The 14,498-nt window shown below is 60.5% G+C and carries 14 protein-coding genes; 11 read left to right on the forward strand and 3 right to left on the reverse strand.

Annotated features, from left to right (window positions below; all coding sequences use genetic code 11):
* Window positions 1-113 precede the first annotated feature (113 nt).
* Window positions 114-2,405 (reverse strand): beta-glucosidase BglX, encoded by a 2,292-nt coding sequence (bglX, locus tag ACYZT5_RS31590; RefSeq protein ID WP_462048794.1) that lies wholly within the window; start codon window positions 2,403-2,405, stop codon window positions 114-116.
* A gap of 238 nt (window positions 2,406-2,643) precedes the next feature.
* Between bglX and ACYZT5_RS31595 the strand changes: the two genes are divergently transcribed.
* From ACYZT5_RS31595 to ACYZT5_RS31610, 4 genes are all read left to right on the forward strand, one after another.
* Window positions 2,644-3,255 carry a LemA family protein gene (locus ACYZT5_RS31595; RefSeq protein WP_008152939.1) on the forward strand — a complete coding sequence of 204 codons (612 nt, stop codon included), beginning with the start codon at window positions 2,644-2,646 and terminating at the stop codon, window positions 3,253-3,255.
* A gap of 43 nt (window positions 3,256-3,298) precedes the next feature.
* The gene (locus ACYZT5_RS31600) at window positions 3,299-4,051 is read left to right on the forward strand and encodes a TPM domain-containing protein (RefSeq protein WP_462048795.1); all 753 of its coding nucleotides are present in this window, start codon (window positions 3,299-3,301) and stop codon (window positions 4,049-4,051) included.
* 33 nt (window positions 4,052-4,084) lie between these two features.
* On the forward strand, window positions 4,085-4,702 hold the full coding sequence (locus ACYZT5_RS31605) for a TPM domain-containing protein (protein ID WP_462048796.1): 618 nt from the start codon (window positions 4,085-4,087) through the stop codon (window positions 4,700-4,702).
* 106 nt (window positions 4,703-4,808) lie between these two features.
* Window positions 4,809-6,023 (forward strand): class I SAM-dependent methyltransferase, encoded by a 1,215-nt coding sequence (locus ACYZT5_RS31610; RefSeq protein WP_462048797.1) that lies wholly within the window; start codon window positions 4,809-4,811, stop codon window positions 6,021-6,023.
* Window positions 6,024-6,097: 74 nt separating this feature from the next.
* Here ACYZT5_RS31610 and ACYZT5_RS31615 read toward each other — a convergent pair whose 3' ends face one another.
* Window positions 6,098-6,988 carry a DMT family transporter gene (locus tag ACYZT5_RS31615; protein ID WP_462048798.1) on the reverse strand — a complete coding sequence of 297 codons (891 nt, stop codon included), beginning with the start codon at window positions 6,986-6,988 and terminating at the stop codon, window positions 6,098-6,100.
* Window positions 6,989-7,291: 303 nt separating this feature from the next.
* Between ACYZT5_RS31615 and ACYZT5_RS31620 the strand changes: the two genes are divergently transcribed.
* Genes ACYZT5_RS31620 through ACYZT5_RS31630 form a run of 3 tightly spaced genes read left to right on the forward strand, consistent with a single transcriptional unit; the run spans window position 7,292 to window position 8,595 of the window.
* Window positions 7,292-7,873 (forward strand): DJ-1/PfpI family protein, encoded by a 582-nt coding sequence (locus ACYZT5_RS31620; protein ID WP_201255973.1) that lies wholly within the window; start codon window positions 7,292-7,294, stop codon window positions 7,871-7,873.
* A gap of 14 nt (window positions 7,874-7,887) precedes the next feature.
* Window positions 7,888-8,193: a ribbon-helix-helix domain-containing protein gene (locus tag ACYZT5_RS31625; RefSeq protein ID WP_008025707.1), complete on the forward strand. Its 306-nt coding sequence runs from the start codon at window positions 7,888-7,890 to the stop codon at window positions 8,191-8,193.
* A gap of 57 nt (window positions 8,194-8,250) precedes the next feature.
* Entirely contained in the window at window positions 8,251-8,595 is a 345-nt protein-coding gene (locus ACYZT5_RS31630) for a YegP family protein (RefSeq protein WP_462048799.1), read from the forward strand.
* Between the two features lie 42 nt (window positions 8,596-8,637).
* Here ACYZT5_RS31630 and ACYZT5_RS31635 read toward each other — a convergent pair whose 3' ends face one another.
* Window positions 8,638-9,657 carry a DUF4917 family protein gene (locus ACYZT5_RS31635; RefSeq protein WP_462048800.1) on the reverse strand — a complete coding sequence of 340 codons (1,020 nt, stop codon included), beginning with the start codon at window positions 9,655-9,657 and terminating at the stop codon, window positions 8,638-8,640.
* 156 nt (window positions 9,658-9,813) lie between these two features.
* Between ACYZT5_RS31635 and yiaY the strand changes: the two genes are divergently transcribed.
* The 4 genes from yiaY (at window position 9,814) to ACYZT5_RS31655 (ending at window position 14,457) form a co-directional block, all read left to right on the forward strand.
* Complete coding sequence (gene yiaY / locus ACYZT5_RS31640) at window positions 9,814-10,962, forward strand: L-threonine dehydrogenase (protein ID WP_462048801.1); 1,149 nt, start codon at window positions 9,814-9,816, stop codon at window positions 10,960-10,962.
* 232 nt (window positions 10,963-11,194) lie between these two features.
* A complete protein-coding gene (locus ACYZT5_RS31645) occupies window positions 11,195-12,103 on the forward strand; it encodes a LysR family transcriptional regulator (protein WP_462048802.1) in 909 nt (302 codons plus the stop codon).
* 222 nt (window positions 12,104-12,325) lie between these two features.
* Window positions 12,326-13,519 (forward strand): CaiB/BaiF CoA transferase family protein, encoded by a 1,194-nt coding sequence (locus ACYZT5_RS31650; RefSeq protein WP_462048803.1) that lies wholly within the window; start codon window positions 12,326-12,328, stop codon window positions 13,517-13,519.
* Window positions 13,516-14,457: a hydroxymethylglutaryl-CoA lyase gene (locus ACYZT5_RS31655; RefSeq protein ID WP_462048804.1), complete on the forward strand. Its 942-nt coding sequence runs from the start codon at window positions 13,516-13,518 to the stop codon at window positions 14,455-14,457. Before ACYZT5_RS31650 ends, ACYZT5_RS31655 begins: the two co-directional genes overlap by 4 nt.
* The last annotated feature ends 41 nt before the right edge of the window (window positions 14,458-14,498 follow it).

The following is a 14,498-nucleotide window of genomic DNA, read 5'->3' on the forward strand; positions in this document are numbered from 1 at the left end:
CGTTCCCACGCTCCGCGTGGGAATGCCTCAAGGGACGCTCCGCGTCCAGTGACGCGGAGCGTCACGGGCTGCATTCCTTTGCTGCGCGTGGGAACGATCAGTCCGCGCGGGGGTTACAACAGTTCAAAGCTCTGCTGCGTCACGTCCTGGGAATCCAGGCCGATCTCCACGTTGAACTTGCCCGGTTCCGCAGCGTACTTGAGCTGGGCGTTGAAGAACTTCAGGTCATCCTCGGTGATGGTGAAGTGCACGACTTTCTGTTCGCCGGCCTTCAGCATGATTTTCTGGAAGTTCTTCAGTTCCTTGAGCGGGCGGATCATCGACCCGGTCACGTCCTGGATGTACAACTGCACCACGGTTTCGCCGTCGCGCTTGCCGGTGTTTTTCAGCATGACGCTGGCGTCGAGCTTGCCGGTTTTGTTCAGCGTGGTGGATGACAGGGCCATGTCGCTCAGGCTGAACTCGGTGTAGCTCAGACCGAAGCCGAACGGGAACAGCGGCCCGGTGGTGTCATCGAAATACTGTGAGGTGTAGTTGCCCGGTTTGCCTGGGGTGAATGGTCGGCCAATGCTCAGGTGGTTGTAGTAGGTCGGAATCTGACCCACCGAGCGCGGGAAGGTGATCGGCAATTTGCCCGACGGGTTGTAGTCGCCGAACAACACGTCGGCGATGGCGTTGCCGCCTTCGGTACCGGTGAACCAGGTTTCCAGAATCGCGTCAGCCTGTTCTTTCTCTTCGAGAATCGACAGCGGACGGCCGTTCATCAACACCAGCACCAGCGGTTTGCCGGTGGCCTTCAGGGCCTTGATCAAATCGCGCTGGTTGGCCGGGATGTTCAGGTCGGTGCGGCTCGACGATTCGTGGGACATGCCACGGGACTCGCCGACCGCTGCCACCACTACATCAGCGTCCTTGGCGGCTTTCACGGCTTCGTCGATCAGCACTTGGGCCGAACGCGGATCGTCCACGACTTCCGGTGCGTCGAAGTTGAGGAAGTTCAGGTAGTCGAGGACTTTCTTGTCACTGGTGATGTTGGCGCCACGGGCGTAGATCAGCGTCGACTGTGCGCCCAATGCGCTCGTCATGCCGTCGAACAGCGTCACCGATTGCGCGGGTTTACCGGCGGCGGCCCAGCTGCCCATCATGTCGATCGGTGCCTTGGCCAGCGGGCCCACCAGGACGATTTTTGCCGTTTTCTTCAACGGCAGGGTTTCGCCCTGGTTCTTCAGCAACACCATGCTGCGGCGCGCAACATCACGGGCCTCGGTGCGGTGCAGGCGATTTTCGGCGTAGGTGTCGGCCGGGTCATCCTCAGCCTTGCCGATGCGCAGGTACGGGTCCTTGAACAGGCCCATGTCGTACTTGGCGGCGAGCACTTCACGCACCGCGTTATCGATGTCGCTTTGCTGGATCTCACCCGCCTTCAACAGCCCTGGCAGTTCTTTGCCATAGAGGGTGTCGTTCATGCTCATGTCGATGCCGGCCTTGATCGCCAGCTTCGCGGCTTCGCGACCGTCACGGGCGACGCCGTGTTTGATCAGCTCGAAAATCGCCCCGTGGTCGCTGACGGCCAGGCCTTTGAAGCCCCATTGCTTGCGCAACAGGTCGTTCATCAGCCAGGTGTTGGCGGTGGCCGGCACGCCGTTGATCGAGTTCAGCGCGACCATCACCCCGCCAGCACCGGCGTCGATAGCCGCACGGTACGGTGGCAGGTAGTCCTGGAACATCTTGACCGGGCTCATGTCGACGACGTTGTAGTCGCGACCGCCCTCGACCGCGCCGTACAGGGCAAAGTGCTTGACGCTGGCCATGATGCTGTCGGCCGCGTTCGCGCCTGTGCCCTGGAAGGCTTTGACCATGACGCCGGCGATGCGCGAAACCAGATATGTGTCTTCGCCGAAGCCTTCGGAAGTCCGGCCCCAACGCGGGTCACGGGAGATGTCGACCATTGGCGCGAAGGTGATGTCGAGGCTGTCAGCCGCGGCTTCCTTGGCGGCAATGCGCCCGGACAGGCCGATGGCGTCCATGTCCCAGCTCGAAGCCAGGGCTATCGGAATCGGGAAAATAGTGCGGTGGCCGTGGATCACGTCATAGGCGAAGAACATCGGGATCTTCAGCCGGCTGCGCATGGCCGCGTCCTGCATCGGACGGTTTTCCGGGCGGGTGATCGAGTTGAACGTGCCACCGATGTTGCCGGCAGCGATTTCCTTGCGGATCAGCTCCCGAGGCATTTCCGGGCCGATGCTGATCAGGCGCAACTGGCCGATCTTTTCATCGAGGGTCATTTGCTTCATCAGGTTGCTGATGAACGCGTCCTTGTTTTCCAGAGGTGCGGGCGTCGTGGCGGCCAATACGTTATGACTGGCCAGGCTGACGAACAGGCCCAGCAAACACAGCTTCTTCATGAATAGTTTTCTCAAAAGCCTAAACGGCAGTGAATACGCGCCGGTCAGCCAAAAATTAGGGAGCGACTATTGTTGTTCAGGTAAATGCAGGCACACTTGCGCAGTGTTTTAGCGCAGGGGCATCTTTTAGCCCATTGGCTCGATGCAATCCAGTGGCGGCGGCAGATTATGCCCCAAGAGCCGGGTTCAAAGTTCGAAGGTTGTTTTTCAACGGAATGGGCAAGGGAGCGTCAACCAGATGAATGTACGACACCACTATCGGTCGAGCCTGCAGGTTGCAGCCTTGATGTTGTTGACCACACTGCTGGCAGGCTGCGGCATCAACACGATCCCGACCCTCGACGAACAGGCCAAGGCCGCCTGGGGCCAGGTGCAGAACCAGTACCAGCGTCGCGCCGACCTGATTCCCAACCTGGTGGAAACCGTCAAGGGCTACGCCAAGCACGAAGAAGAAACCCTGACCGCCGTGATCGAAGCCCGGGCCAAGGCCACTTCGATCCAGGTCGATGCCAAGACCCTGGATAACCCGGAAAAACTCAAACAGTTCCAACAGGCGCAGGATCAGCTGACGGGGGCCTTGAGCCGTTTGATGGTGGTGTCCGAGCGCTATCCGGACCTCAAGGCCAACCAGAATTTCCTGGCGTTGCAATCGCAACTTGAAGGTACCGAGAACCGCATCGCCGTGGCGCGTCGTGACTTCATCCTCGCCGTGCAGAAATACAACACGGAACTCCGTACCTTCCCTGGTCGCCTGTGGCACAGCGTGATGTACAGCGATTTGCCGATCCGCGAAACCTTCGAGGCCACCAGCCCCGATGCGGAAAAAGCGCCTCAAGTGAAGTTCCAGTAAGCGCCGCAAGGGGCTTGAAGCATCACCACGGATGAGGTTGCCAATGCGCGTGTTGAAAGTTGGCCTGGTGCTGTTGCTCTGGGTGTTTGCCCTGACGGCCCAGGCCGCGTTGAAGTTTCCGGAACTGACCGGGCGGGTGGTGGATAACGCCCAGATGATCGAGCCTGCGGTACGCGAGCAGCTGACGCAACAGCTTCAGGCCCATGAAAAAGCCACCGGCGAGCAGTTGGTAGTGGTCACGTTGCCGGATTTACAGGGCACCGACATTGCGGACTTCGGTTATCAGCTGGGGCGCTACTGGGGCATCGGTCAGAAGGACAAAAACACTGGCGCCCTGCTGATCGTTGCGCGTGACGATCGCAAGCTGCGGATTGAAGTCGGTTATGGCCTGGAAGATCGTCTGACCGATGCGCAGAGTTCTGTGATCATCAATCAGGTGATCACCCCGGCGTTCAAGACCGGCAACTTCAGCAAGGGCATCAGCGACGGGGTCGCGGCAATGCTCGTGGTGCTGGGTGGCAATCCGCTGGATGAGCCGTCCACGGTGTATGACTCTGGCGGCAATCAGGAAGGCGACTTTGTCTCACGGCATCCTGGGATCTTCGTGTTTCTGGTGATGCTGTTCATCCTGACGATGTTTGTCTGCCAGATGCTCGGGATTCTGCCCAGCGGCGGCGGTGGTCGAGGCGGTTCGAGCGGCGGGTTCGGCGGTGGAGGTTTTGGTGGCGGTGGAGGCGGGGGCTTCAGCGGCGGCGGGGGCAGTTTCGGGGGAGGCGGTTCCTCGGGCGGCTGGTGATCACACAACAATAGCGAGTGGGCATTCTTAAACATGGCATTACTGACCGAACACGAACAACGCAAAGTCGCCGAGGCGATTGCCCGGGTCGAGCGCGACACCGACGCCGAACTGGTGACCGTGCTCGCGGCCCGCGCCGACGACTACGCGTACATCCCGCTGCTCTGGGCCAGCCTGCTGGCGCTGGTGGTGCCGGGTATCGTGCATTACCTGACGGGCTGGCTGACCCTGCACAGTTTGTTGTTGGTGCAATGGATCACGTTCATCGTGCTGTGCCTGGTGTTCCGGATTCCGAAAATCACCACGCACCTGATCCCGCGCTCGGTGCGTCACTGGCGCGCCTCGAACCTGGCGCGCCGGCAGTTTCTGGAGCAAAACCTGCACCACACGGTGGGCAGCACCGGCATGCTGATATTTGTCTGCGAAGCCGAGCGCTATGTGGAGATTTTGGTCGATGAGGGGATTTCGACGCGCCTGGATAACAAAAACTGGGACGCGATTGTCGCGGCGTTCACTCAACAGGTGAAGCAGGGGCAGACGTTGCAGGGATTTGTGACGTGTGTGGAGGCGTGCGGCGAGTTGCTTAAGGTGCATGTGCCGGTGACGCATGTGAGGAATGAGTTGCCGAATCGGTTGGTGGTTTTAGGGTAGATCTTTTGATTCTGCACCGTTCGGGAAATTACCCGTGCCCTCAATCCCCATCCCCCCTAAAATACCCGCCATCCCCCGATCCGCACCGCCCGAGGCCGTTTTTTCCATGTCTGTCACCGCCACTCCCGCCAGCCTCGCACCGGATCATCACGCCCAGTTCATCGACCTGCTGCAATCCAGCCTCGACGATAACGCCTTCATCAAACTGGTGCTGGCCAAGTACGTCGGCACTGAGGCGGACCTGCAGCGGCTGATCATCAAACAGCTGACAGTCAAGGATCAGCCCTGCCTGTCCTTCGTCTACCGCTACAAGACTCGCGATATCACCAAGAACCTGCCGATTGCCGAGGGCGTAGCGACCATCGCCGCGTTGCTGCCCGCGTCGTTCAAAAATGCGCATTTACTGTCGCTGACGGACGAAGCCCAGCTCGAATACAGCAAAAAGGGCAAGTCTTCGCTGTTCAAGAGCAAACCTCAGCAATTGCGCGAGGTGCCGTCCGCCGAGCACAACCGCGAGAAAAACCGCTTCCTCGACCTGAGCCGACCGTTCCTCGCCGACCTCGGCGTGACCAACAAGCAGCATGAGCTGATCCCGGCAATGTCGCGCAAGTGGAAGCAGATCAACAAATTCATCGAGGTCTTCAGCCATGCACTGACCACCTCGCCCTTGGCGCTGGACAAGCCGGTTCAGGTGGCGGACTTCGGTTCGGGCAAGGGTTACCTGACGTTCGCGATCCACGACTATCTGCGCAACACCTTGAAGGCCGAAGGCGTGGTGACGGGTGTCGAGCTGCGCGAAGAAATGGTCAACCTGTGTAACGCCGCAGCCGCAAAGCTCGAGCATCCGGGGCTGGTGTTCAAGTGCGGTGATGTGCGCAGCGTGGCGCCGAGCGAGCTGGACGTGATGATCGCGCTGCATGCCTGTGACATCGCCACCGACTACGCGATTCACACCGGTATCCGTTCCGGCGCCTCGATCATCATGTGCTCGCCGTGCTGCCACAAGCAGATCCGCCTGCAAATCCAGAGCCCGGCGCTGCTCAAGCCGATGCTGCAATACGGTCTGCATTTGGGGCAGCAGGCGGAAATGGTCACCGACAGTTTGCGCGCGTTGTTTCTGGAAGCCTGCGGTTACGAGACCAAGGTGTTCGAGTTCATTTCACTGGACCACACCAACAAGAACAAGATGATCCTGGCGGTCAAACGTGCCGAGCCGGTGGACCCGACTCAGCTGTTGGTGAAGATTCAGGAGCTGAAGGATTTCTATCAGATCACCGAGCATTGCCTCGAAACCCTGCTGCGGGCTGACGGTTACCTCTAACCCTGTAGGAGCCAGGCTTGCCGGCGAAAGCGTCCTCACGATCGCCTTCGCCGGCAAGCCTGGCTCCTACAAGACTATGCTGTGGCGACCCGAGCGGGTTTGACCGCGGTCTTGCGTCCCAACATCACGGTCACGATCACCCCGGCGGCAAACAGCCAGGTGATCGGCTCGATGTGTTCACCGAAGAACAGCGCCGAAAAGGCGATGGTGAAGAAAATCTGCAACAGCTGGATCTGACTGACCCGTGCAATGCCGCCCATCGCCAACCCGGCGTACCAGGCGAAGAAGCCGATGAATTGCGAAAACAGCGAGACGTAGCCAAACGCCCACCAGGTCTTGGCCGAAATCTCGCCCTGATGTTGCAACGCCAGGTACACCACCGGCCCGAGCAGCAACGGCGTCGACAGCACCAGCGCCCAGCAGATCACCTGCCAGCCGCCCATCTCCTTGGCCAATCGGCCGCCCTCGGCATAACCCAGGCCACCCACGGCAATTGCCCCGAGCATCAGCAAATCACCGGCCTGAATGCTGCCGGCACCGCTGATCAGCGCATAACCGAGCACCAGCGCGCTGCCCAGTGCGGCGCAGGCCCAGAAGGCTTTCGACGGTCGTTCGTGGGACAACCACGCGGCATACAGTGCAACGCACAGCGGTTGCAGGCCGTTGACCAGCGCACCGTGAGACGCCGGCAAGGTTTGCATGGCCCAGGCTGACAACACAGGGAAGCCGAGGATCACCCCGGCAATCACCAGGGTCAGGCCTTTGACCTGTTTCCAGGTCGGCCATTTTTCCAGACGCCACAGCAACAACAACGCCGCCGGAACCGCCGCGAACAGCGCACGGCCCAGGCCGTTGAGCAGCGGATGGAGCTCCTGCACGACGATCCGTGTGAAGGGCAGGGTGAGGCTGAAGATCACAACGCCGAGCAGGCCGAGGGCCATGCCGGTGTTTTCGCGCGAGGACATGAGGGGGACCAGAATCGAGGGTGGCGGGAAGAGTCTTCATCTAGCCATAAACCGCAGGGATCGCGCTGTTACAGCTAGCCGCAGAGTTATCCGTACAGTTTGAGGACGCCATCGCGGGCAAGCCACGCTCCCACAGGTTTTGCATCAGCCGCAAGAACGACACAAGACCTGTGGGAGCGGGCTTGCCCGCGATGAACGATGACGCGTTCTATCAGGTAGTAACCGGTTATTACCCGACCCCGCGGATAAGGACTACCTTGAATACTCCTGCATGACCCCATATTTCCCAGAGGAGTCCTCCCCATGGCGGCTAAAAAAATTCTGATGCTGGTCGGCGATTACGTCGAAGACTACGAAGTGATGGTGCCGTTTCAGGCGCTGCTGATGGTCGGCCACACGGTGCACGCCGTTTGCCCGGACAAAACCGCCGGTCAGACCGTACGCACGGCAATCCACGACTTTGAAGGCGACCAGACCTACAGCGAAAAACCCGGCCACCTGTTTGCCCTGAACTTCGACTTCGCCAAGGTCGCGGAAGCCGACTACGACGCGCTGCTGATCCCCGGCGGTCGTGCGCCGGAGTACCTGCGCCTGAACGAAAAAGTCCTGGAACTGGTGCGAGCGTTCGACAAGGCCGGCAAACCGATTGCCGCCGTGTGTCACGGTGCACAATTGCTGGCGGCAGCGGGGATTCTTGAAGGTCGCGAGTGCAGCGCTTACCCGGCCTGTGCTCCGGAAGTGCGCCTGGCCGGTGGTACGTTCATCGATATCCCGGTGACGGAAGGTCACGTTCAAGGCAATCTGGCCACTGCTCCGGCCTGGCCGGCGCACCCGAGCTGGCTCGCCGGTTTCCTCGGGTTGTTGGGCACCAAAATCACGCTGTAACGAGGGACCTGTCCATGTGCGAGCTCTACGTCAAAGCCGACCCGATTCTCTACGAATCGCGCTCCCGCTCGCTGCGCATCTGCGGGGTGGTCACCACCCTGCGGCTGGAGAATCAGTTCTGGGACATCCTCAGCGAAATCGCCGAGGTCGACGGCATGACCACCAACCAGTTGATCGCCAAGCTGTATGAAGAGGTGATGGACTACCGCGGCGAGGTGGTGAATTTCGCCTCGTTTTTGCGGGTCAGCTGTACGCGGTACCTGAGTCAGCGACGGGTGCAGGCGCCGGAGTTATCGGTGGTGCGCGCGGTGGTGAAGTAGGGCAGGTTGGTCTTTACTCTGAAGCGCGAAACCTCTCAATTGCCAAGGAGAAAGAGCATGTCTGGATGGTATGAAGTGAGCAAAAGCAGCAATGGTCAGTTCAAATTTGTACTGAAGGCCGCCAACGCGGAAACCATTCTGACCGGCGAGCTGTACACCACCCGCGCTGCCGCCGACAAAGGCATCGCGTCGGTTCAGAGCAACAGCCCGAAGGATGAACGCTACGAGAAGAAAACCACCAAGGATGGCCATCCTTACTTCAACCTCAAGGCCGGTAACCACGAGATCATCGGTAGCAGCGAGGCTTACGCCTCACCTGCCGCGATGGATAAAGGCATCGCCAGCGTAAAGGCTAACGGGCCGACGACGGTGATCAAGGACAAGACCTTGCCGGTGCTCTGAACTCACCGCTGATCGTTCCCACGCAGAGCGTGGGAACGATCTTCAGACTTCTACCGGCACCGTCAGCTTCGGGCTGCCGAGCGCATGGGTCTTCGAATCAAAAAACCGCAACCCCACACCAGTGCCCTCAAACACCTTCGCGTAATGCCGCTTCTGATGCTGAATGAACGCCTTGCTGCGCGGATAAATCGAGATCGCCACCACCTGCGGTTTCGCTTGGCGCAAGGCGTGGATGATGTGGCTGTCCTGCTCACCCAGGGCGTGACCGAAGAGGCACAACCCGTCGCCATGACCGAGTAGCTGGTCGTAGCAGAACGACAGATAGTCCGAGCTGCGAATGGTCTTGAGCTTGTCCTGCGCCGGACCTTCATTGACGAACAGTGGCACGTCGTCGAGGGTCTTGATCGTGTTGTTGATTGCGAAACTGCCGAGCAACGTGCCTTCGGTCGACATCAGTTTGCGCGCCGTGCCGTCCTGATTGCGCACCAGATGCAGGCCGCCGTGCAAGTACAGCAGGCGGGTTCTATCGGTCGCCGTGGCGCTTAGATCGAAGCTGGGCTCCGCCCCCTGGAACAGGTCGGTGATCGCGTCAGGCTGATGCTGAATCGCCCAGTAATTGAGCAGGTCATAGTTGGTGGTGAACACCGTCCGGTAGCGGCCCAGCTCCTGATTGATCGTCGCCAGTGTCGAAGGCACTACCAGTCGCCACGGGATGTGCACCGCGTGCACGGTGTTGATCAGCGCTTCCTTGATCGCGTAGTAACGATTGCGCGGTGCGGCGGAACTCACGGCCAGGGCCTTGTTGACCCGGCTGGTGGTTTTCAGCGCGCTGAGCACCTGCTCGAAGCTGCGCGTCTGCAGGGCGTCGAACACGCTCAGCTCGGACTGGCTCAAGGGTTTTTCTTCTACGGTGCGGGCGTTTTCGAACAGCGAGTCGTAGCCGAAGTCGTCCCACACGGCGCGGCTGGCGCCGTTGCCCACCAGCAGGCCGCTGAACGAGGCGGTGGCGCGCAAGGCGTTCCAGTCTTCAAGTTGGGCATCAACATCCTGGAAATCGGTCATTGCGGTCAAAGTCTCAAAGCAAAAGGTCTGATGGGCGGCGACTTTATCACGACCAAGACTTGAGCCAGATCAAGTTACTGCATGACCGATAGGTCGATCCTGTGGGTACCTGCTGGATCGGCGCTGCCGATTCGGCCTCAGCCAGGAGACTCGCTCATGAGCAGCACGTTTTTCATCCCCGCCGTGAACATCATGGGCATTGGTTGCCTGGACGAAGCCATGGACGCCATTCGCAAATACGGTTTTCGCAAGGCACTGATCGTCACCGACGCCGGGCTGGCCAAGGCGGGCGTAGCGAAGATGATTGCCGAGAAACTGGCGATGCAGGACATCGATTCGGTGATTTTCGACGGCGCCAAACCTAACCCGAGCATCGCCAACGTCGAAAGTGGTCTGGCTCTGCTCAAGGAAACCCGCTGTGATTTCGTGGTGTCCCTGGGCGGCGGTTCGCCCCATGACTGCGCCAAAGGCATCGCGTTATGCGCGACCAACGGCGGGCAGATACGCGATTACGAAGGCGTCGATCAATCCACCCAACCGCAACTGCCGCTGATCGCCATCAACACCACCGCCGGCACCGCCAGCGAGATGACCCGTTTCTGCATCATCACCGACGAATCCCGTCACGTAAAAATGGCCATTGTCGATCGCAACGTCACGCCACTGCTGTCGGTCAACGACCCGGCGCTGATGGTCGCCATGCCCAAGGGCCTGACGGCTGCCACCGGCATGGACGCGTTGACTCACGCCATCGAAGCCTACGTTTCCACGGCGGCCAATCCGATCACCGATGCCTGCGCACTGAAGGCGATCACGTTGATCAGCAACAACCTGCGCTCGGCTGTCCGTGACGGTAGTGACATGGCCGCGCGCGAAAACATGGCTTACGCGCAGTTCCTCGCGGGCATGGCGTTCAATAACGCATCCCTGGGTTATGTCCACGCCATGGCTCACCAGTTGGGCGGGTTCTACGACTTGCCTCATGGTGTGTGCAACGCGGTATTGCTGCCCCACGTACAAAGGTTTAACGCGCTGGTGTGCGCCGATCGACTCACTGATGTAGCCCTTGTGATGGGCGTCGATGTTCACGGCTTCACCCCGGAAGCGGGCGCCCAGGCAGCCATCGTGGCAATCCGCAGCCTGTCCAAGGACGTGGACATTCCCGCTGGTTTGCGTGAGCTCGGCGCCAAGCTCAACGACATCCCGATCCTCGCCACCAATGCCTTGAAAGATGCGTGTGGCGTGACCAATCCTCGAACGGCGGATCAGCGCCAGATCGAGGAGATTTTCCGCAGCGCGTTTTAGGAGGTTTTGCTGCCCCGGGAAACTTGCGAGGCTTCCCGGGTTTTAGTTCAGCAGCCGATTTTCCGACCACGCGTGCGTAAAAGCTCGGTGATGGGTTCACAAAAGTGTCGGATCAGCGCCGGCTCCATGTCGGCGCAATGAGCCTCTTCGATGTCTCGTGATGTTGTGGGCCAATTGCTTGGAAACCGGGCTATCCTGCCGACTCAGCCGAACCCAAGCATCGAGCCCTCCCATGCTGCAGAAAAGCCTGATCCGCCGCCTCGACCTGATCACTCTCCAGCTGTTTGTCGCCGTTCATGAGGAGGGCACATTGACCCGTGCCGCCGCGCGTGAAGCAATCGCCGTGTCGGCGGCCAGCAAGCGGTTGATGGAGTTGGAGGAAGCGCTGGGCATCAGCCTGTTCGTGCGCCAGGCGAAAGGCATGACCCTGACGCCGGCCGGTGAAACCTTGTTGCACCATGCCCGGCAGATGCTGTTCAACGTCGAGAAAATGGGGCTCGAACTGGGCGAGCACAGCCACGGCGTGCGCGGCTATGTGCGGATGCTCGCCAACCTGTCGGCGATCATTCAGTTTCTGCCTGAGGACCTGCGAGACTTTTCCGAGCGTCATCCTCAGGTCAAGACCGACCTCGAAGAACGCCCCAGCAGCGGGGTGATTCAGGGTGTGCTGGATGGCGTGGCCGACCTGGGGATCTGCTCCAGTGACAGTGACGTCAAAGGTCTGCACAGCGTGCTTTATCGACAGGACAAGCTGGTGGTGTTGATGCTGCCCGATCATCCGTTGGCGAGTCGTCCCAGCCTGGCCTTCGCTGATACGCTGGACAGCGACTACGTCGGTTTGCATGCCGCCAGTTCGATCAACATGCGCACCCACGCAGCCGCGCGCCAGGCCGGCAAAGTGCTGCGGTTACGGATTCATGTGCCGGGTTTCGACGCCATGTGCCGGATGGTCCAGGCCAACATGGGCATCGGCATCCTGCCGCAAAAGGCTTATGAATTATTTGGCCAGGCGTTGGGTTTGCATGCGGTGCCGCTGACGGATGACTGGTCGGATCGTGCGTTGATCATCGTGGTGCGCGATGAAGCGGCGCTGTCGCCGGTGAGCCGGATGTTGTTTGAGCAGTTGCGTGAACAGGTCTGAGAGATGTGTTGGCAGGGCCGGCCTCTTCGCGAGCAGGGGTTTTGTATACGCCGCAGATCAACTGTGGGAGCGAGCCTGCTCGCGAAGGCTGACTTGAGGTCGCGGTAATCTTCAAGGCGTTCGCGTTTCGCGAACGCTCGTTGCCAACTGAAGGTTGGATTCCTGGTCCCGTGGTCCTCTAGCCTTGGCTCATATTCCAAGAACAACATGAGGTACCCCGCGATGACTGCCCCTTTAAGTGCAATCAAAGTGATCGAGATCGGCACGCTGATCGCCGCGCCGTTCGCCGCGCGCATGCTCGCCGAGTTCGGCGCCGAAGTGATCAAGATCGAAGCCATGGGTCAGGGCGACCCCCTGCGCAAATGGCGCAAGCTGCACGAAGGCACGTCGCTGTGGTGGTACCTGCAATCGCGAAACAAGAAGTCCCTGGCACTTAATCTGAAATCCCCCGAAGGCATCGAACTGGTCAAGCAATTGGCGACCAGCGCCGACGTGCTGATCGAAAACCTGCGCCCCGGCGCCCTGGAAAAGCTCGGTTTGGGCTGGGACGTGTTGCACGCCCTCAACCCCAATCTGACCCTGGTGCGCATTTCCGGTTATGGCCAAACCGGCCCGTACCGTGATCGTCCTGGGTTCGGTGCGATCGGCGAGGCCATGGGCGGGATCCGCTACACCACCGGCACCCCCGGTTCACCACCGGCTCGGGTTGGCGTCAGCCTCGGCGATTCCCTGGCTTCGCTGCACGCGGTGATCGGTGCCTTGATGTCGCTGCTGCGGGTCAAGACCGGGCAGGGCGGTGGGCAAGTCGTCGATGTGTCCCTGGCTGAAAGTGTGTTCAACGTCATGGAAAGCCTGGTGCCGGAATACGACATGCTTGGCCATGTTCGTGAACGCAGCGGCGGGGCCTTGCCGGGCATCGCGCCGTCCAATACGTACCTGACGGCCGATGGCGCCTACGTGGTGATCGCCGGCAACAGCGACCCGATCTACAAGCGCTTGATGGAAGTCATCGGTCGCCGTGATCTGGCCGATGCGCCGGAGTTTGCCCACAACGACGGTCGTGCCGCCAAGAGCAACGTGCTTGATGCGGCGATCACTCACTGGACCAGCAGCCTGCCGATCGACGAGGTGTTGTCGGCGCTGGAAGCTGCCGAAGTCCCGGCCGGGCGCATCTATTCGGTGGCCGACATCGTCGCCGATCCGCACTATCAGGCGCGGGACATGCTGCTCAACGCTGACCTGCCCGGCGGTGCCACGGTGAAGATGCCCGGCATTGTGCCGAAAATGTCCGAGACGCCCGGTGGCGTGAACTGGTCCGGACCTACGTTGGGTCAACACACCGACGGCATCCTCGCGGGGCTTGGCCTCACGGGATTGGACATCGAACGGCTGAAAGCTGAAGGGGTGGTGCAATGATCACTGACTTTTCCGAGACCCTGATTGTTCAGGAAGTCTCCCCCCGCGATGGCTTGCAGATCGAGCCAACCTGGGTCGAAACCGTCGACAAGATTGCCTTGATCGATCAGCTGTCGCTGGCCGGTTTCAGCCGCATCGAAGCAGGCTCGTTCGTTTCCCCCAAGGCGATACCGGCGCTGCGCGATGGTGAGCTGGTGTTCAAGGGCATCGTCCGGCAACCGGGGGTGATCTACGTCGCGCTGATCCCCAACTTGAAAGGCGCGCAACGGGCACTGGCGACCAAGGCCGACGAGCTGAATCTGGTGATGTCCGCCAGCCAGACCCACAACCTGGCGAATATGCGCATGCGTTGCGAAGCCTCGCTGGCCGCGTTCGGCGAGATCGTGCAATACGTTTCCGGGACGAAGGTGCGCCTCAACGGCAGCATCGCCACGACCTTTGGCTGCCCGTTTGAAGGCAAGATCGATGAGGATCGCGTGCTGCAAATCGTCGAGGCTTATCAGGAGCTCGGGATCCAGGGCATTACCCTGGCCGACACCACCGGTATGGCCAATCCGCGGCAGGTTGATCGTCTGGTGCGGCGGGTCTTGCAGCGAGTTTCGCCCGCTGATCTGACCCTGCATTTCCACAACACTCGCGGCCTCGGTCTGTGCAACGTGCTGGCCGCCTACGAGGCCGGTGCCCGACGCTTCGACGCCGCCCTCGGCGGGCTCGGCGGATGCCCGTTCGCGCCGGGCGCCTCGGGCAATATCTGCACCGAAGATTTGGTCAACCTGTGCGATGAAATCGGCATTCATACCGGCATCGATCTGCCGCTGTTGCTGAAGCTATCCCGAGGGTTGCCGGCGCTGCTCGGCCACGAAGTGCCCGGTCAGCTGGCCAAGGCTGGACGCAATTGCGATCTGCATCCGACCCCGCAGTCCATCACAACGTTGTAATCCCACACCAGACAACAAAAACAATCGGACACCCACAGGAA

It is taken from the genome of Pseudomonas sp. LB3P14 (assembly GCF_054898045.1).

Bases quoted from the DNA above. Each gene is read 5' to 3' on its own strand.
- bglX (WP_462048794.1), bottom strand. From the start codon at position 2,405: ATGAAGAAGCTGTGTTTGCTGGGCCTGTTCGTCAGCCTGGCCAGTCAT.
- ACYZT5_RS31595 (WP_008152939.1), top strand. From the start codon at position 2,644: ATGAATGTACGACACCACTATCGGTCGAGCCTGCAGGTTGCAGCCTTG.
- ACYZT5_RS31600 (WP_462048795.1), top strand. From the start codon at position 3,299: ATGCGCGTGTTGAAAGTTGGCCTGGTGCTGTTGCTCTGGGTGTTTGCC.
- ACYZT5_RS31605 (WP_462048796.1), top strand. From the start codon at position 4,085: ATGGCATTACTGACCGAACACGAACAACGCAAAGTCGCCGAGGCGATT.
- ACYZT5_RS31610 (WP_462048797.1), top strand. From the start codon at position 4,809: ATGTCTGTCACCGCCACTCCCGCCAGCCTCGCACCGGATCATCACGCC.
- ACYZT5_RS31615 (WP_462048798.1), bottom strand. From the start codon at position 6,988: ATGTCCTCGCGCGAAAACACCGGCATGGCCCTCGGCCTGCTCGGCGTT.
- ACYZT5_RS31620 (WP_201255973.1), top strand. From the start codon at position 7,292: ATGGCGGCTAAAAAAATTCTGATGCTGGTCGGCGATTACGTCGAAGAC.
- ACYZT5_RS31625 (WP_008025707.1), top strand. From the start codon at position 7,888: ATGTGCGAGCTCTACGTCAAAGCCGACCCGATTCTCTACGAATCGCGC.
- ACYZT5_RS31630 (WP_462048799.1), top strand. From the start codon at position 8,251: ATGTCTGGATGGTATGAAGTGAGCAAAAGCAGCAATGGTCAGTTCAAA.
- ACYZT5_RS31635 (WP_462048800.1), bottom strand. From the start codon at position 9,657: ATGACCGATTTCCAGGATGTTGATGCCCAACTTGAAGACTGGAACGCC.
- yiaY (WP_462048801.1), top strand. From the start codon at position 9,814: ATGAGCAGCACGTTTTTCATCCCCGCCGTGAACATCATGGGCATTGGT.
- ACYZT5_RS31645 (WP_462048802.1), top strand. From the start codon at position 11,195: ATGCTGCAGAAAAGCCTGATCCGCCGCCTCGACCTGATCACTCTCCAG.
- ACYZT5_RS31650 (WP_462048803.1), top strand. From the start codon at position 12,326: ATGACTGCCCCTTTAAGTGCAATCAAAGTGATCGAGATCGGCACGCTG.
- ACYZT5_RS31655 (WP_462048804.1), top strand. From the start codon at position 13,516: ATGATCACTGACTTTTCCGAGACCCTGATTGTTCAGGAAGTCTCCCCC.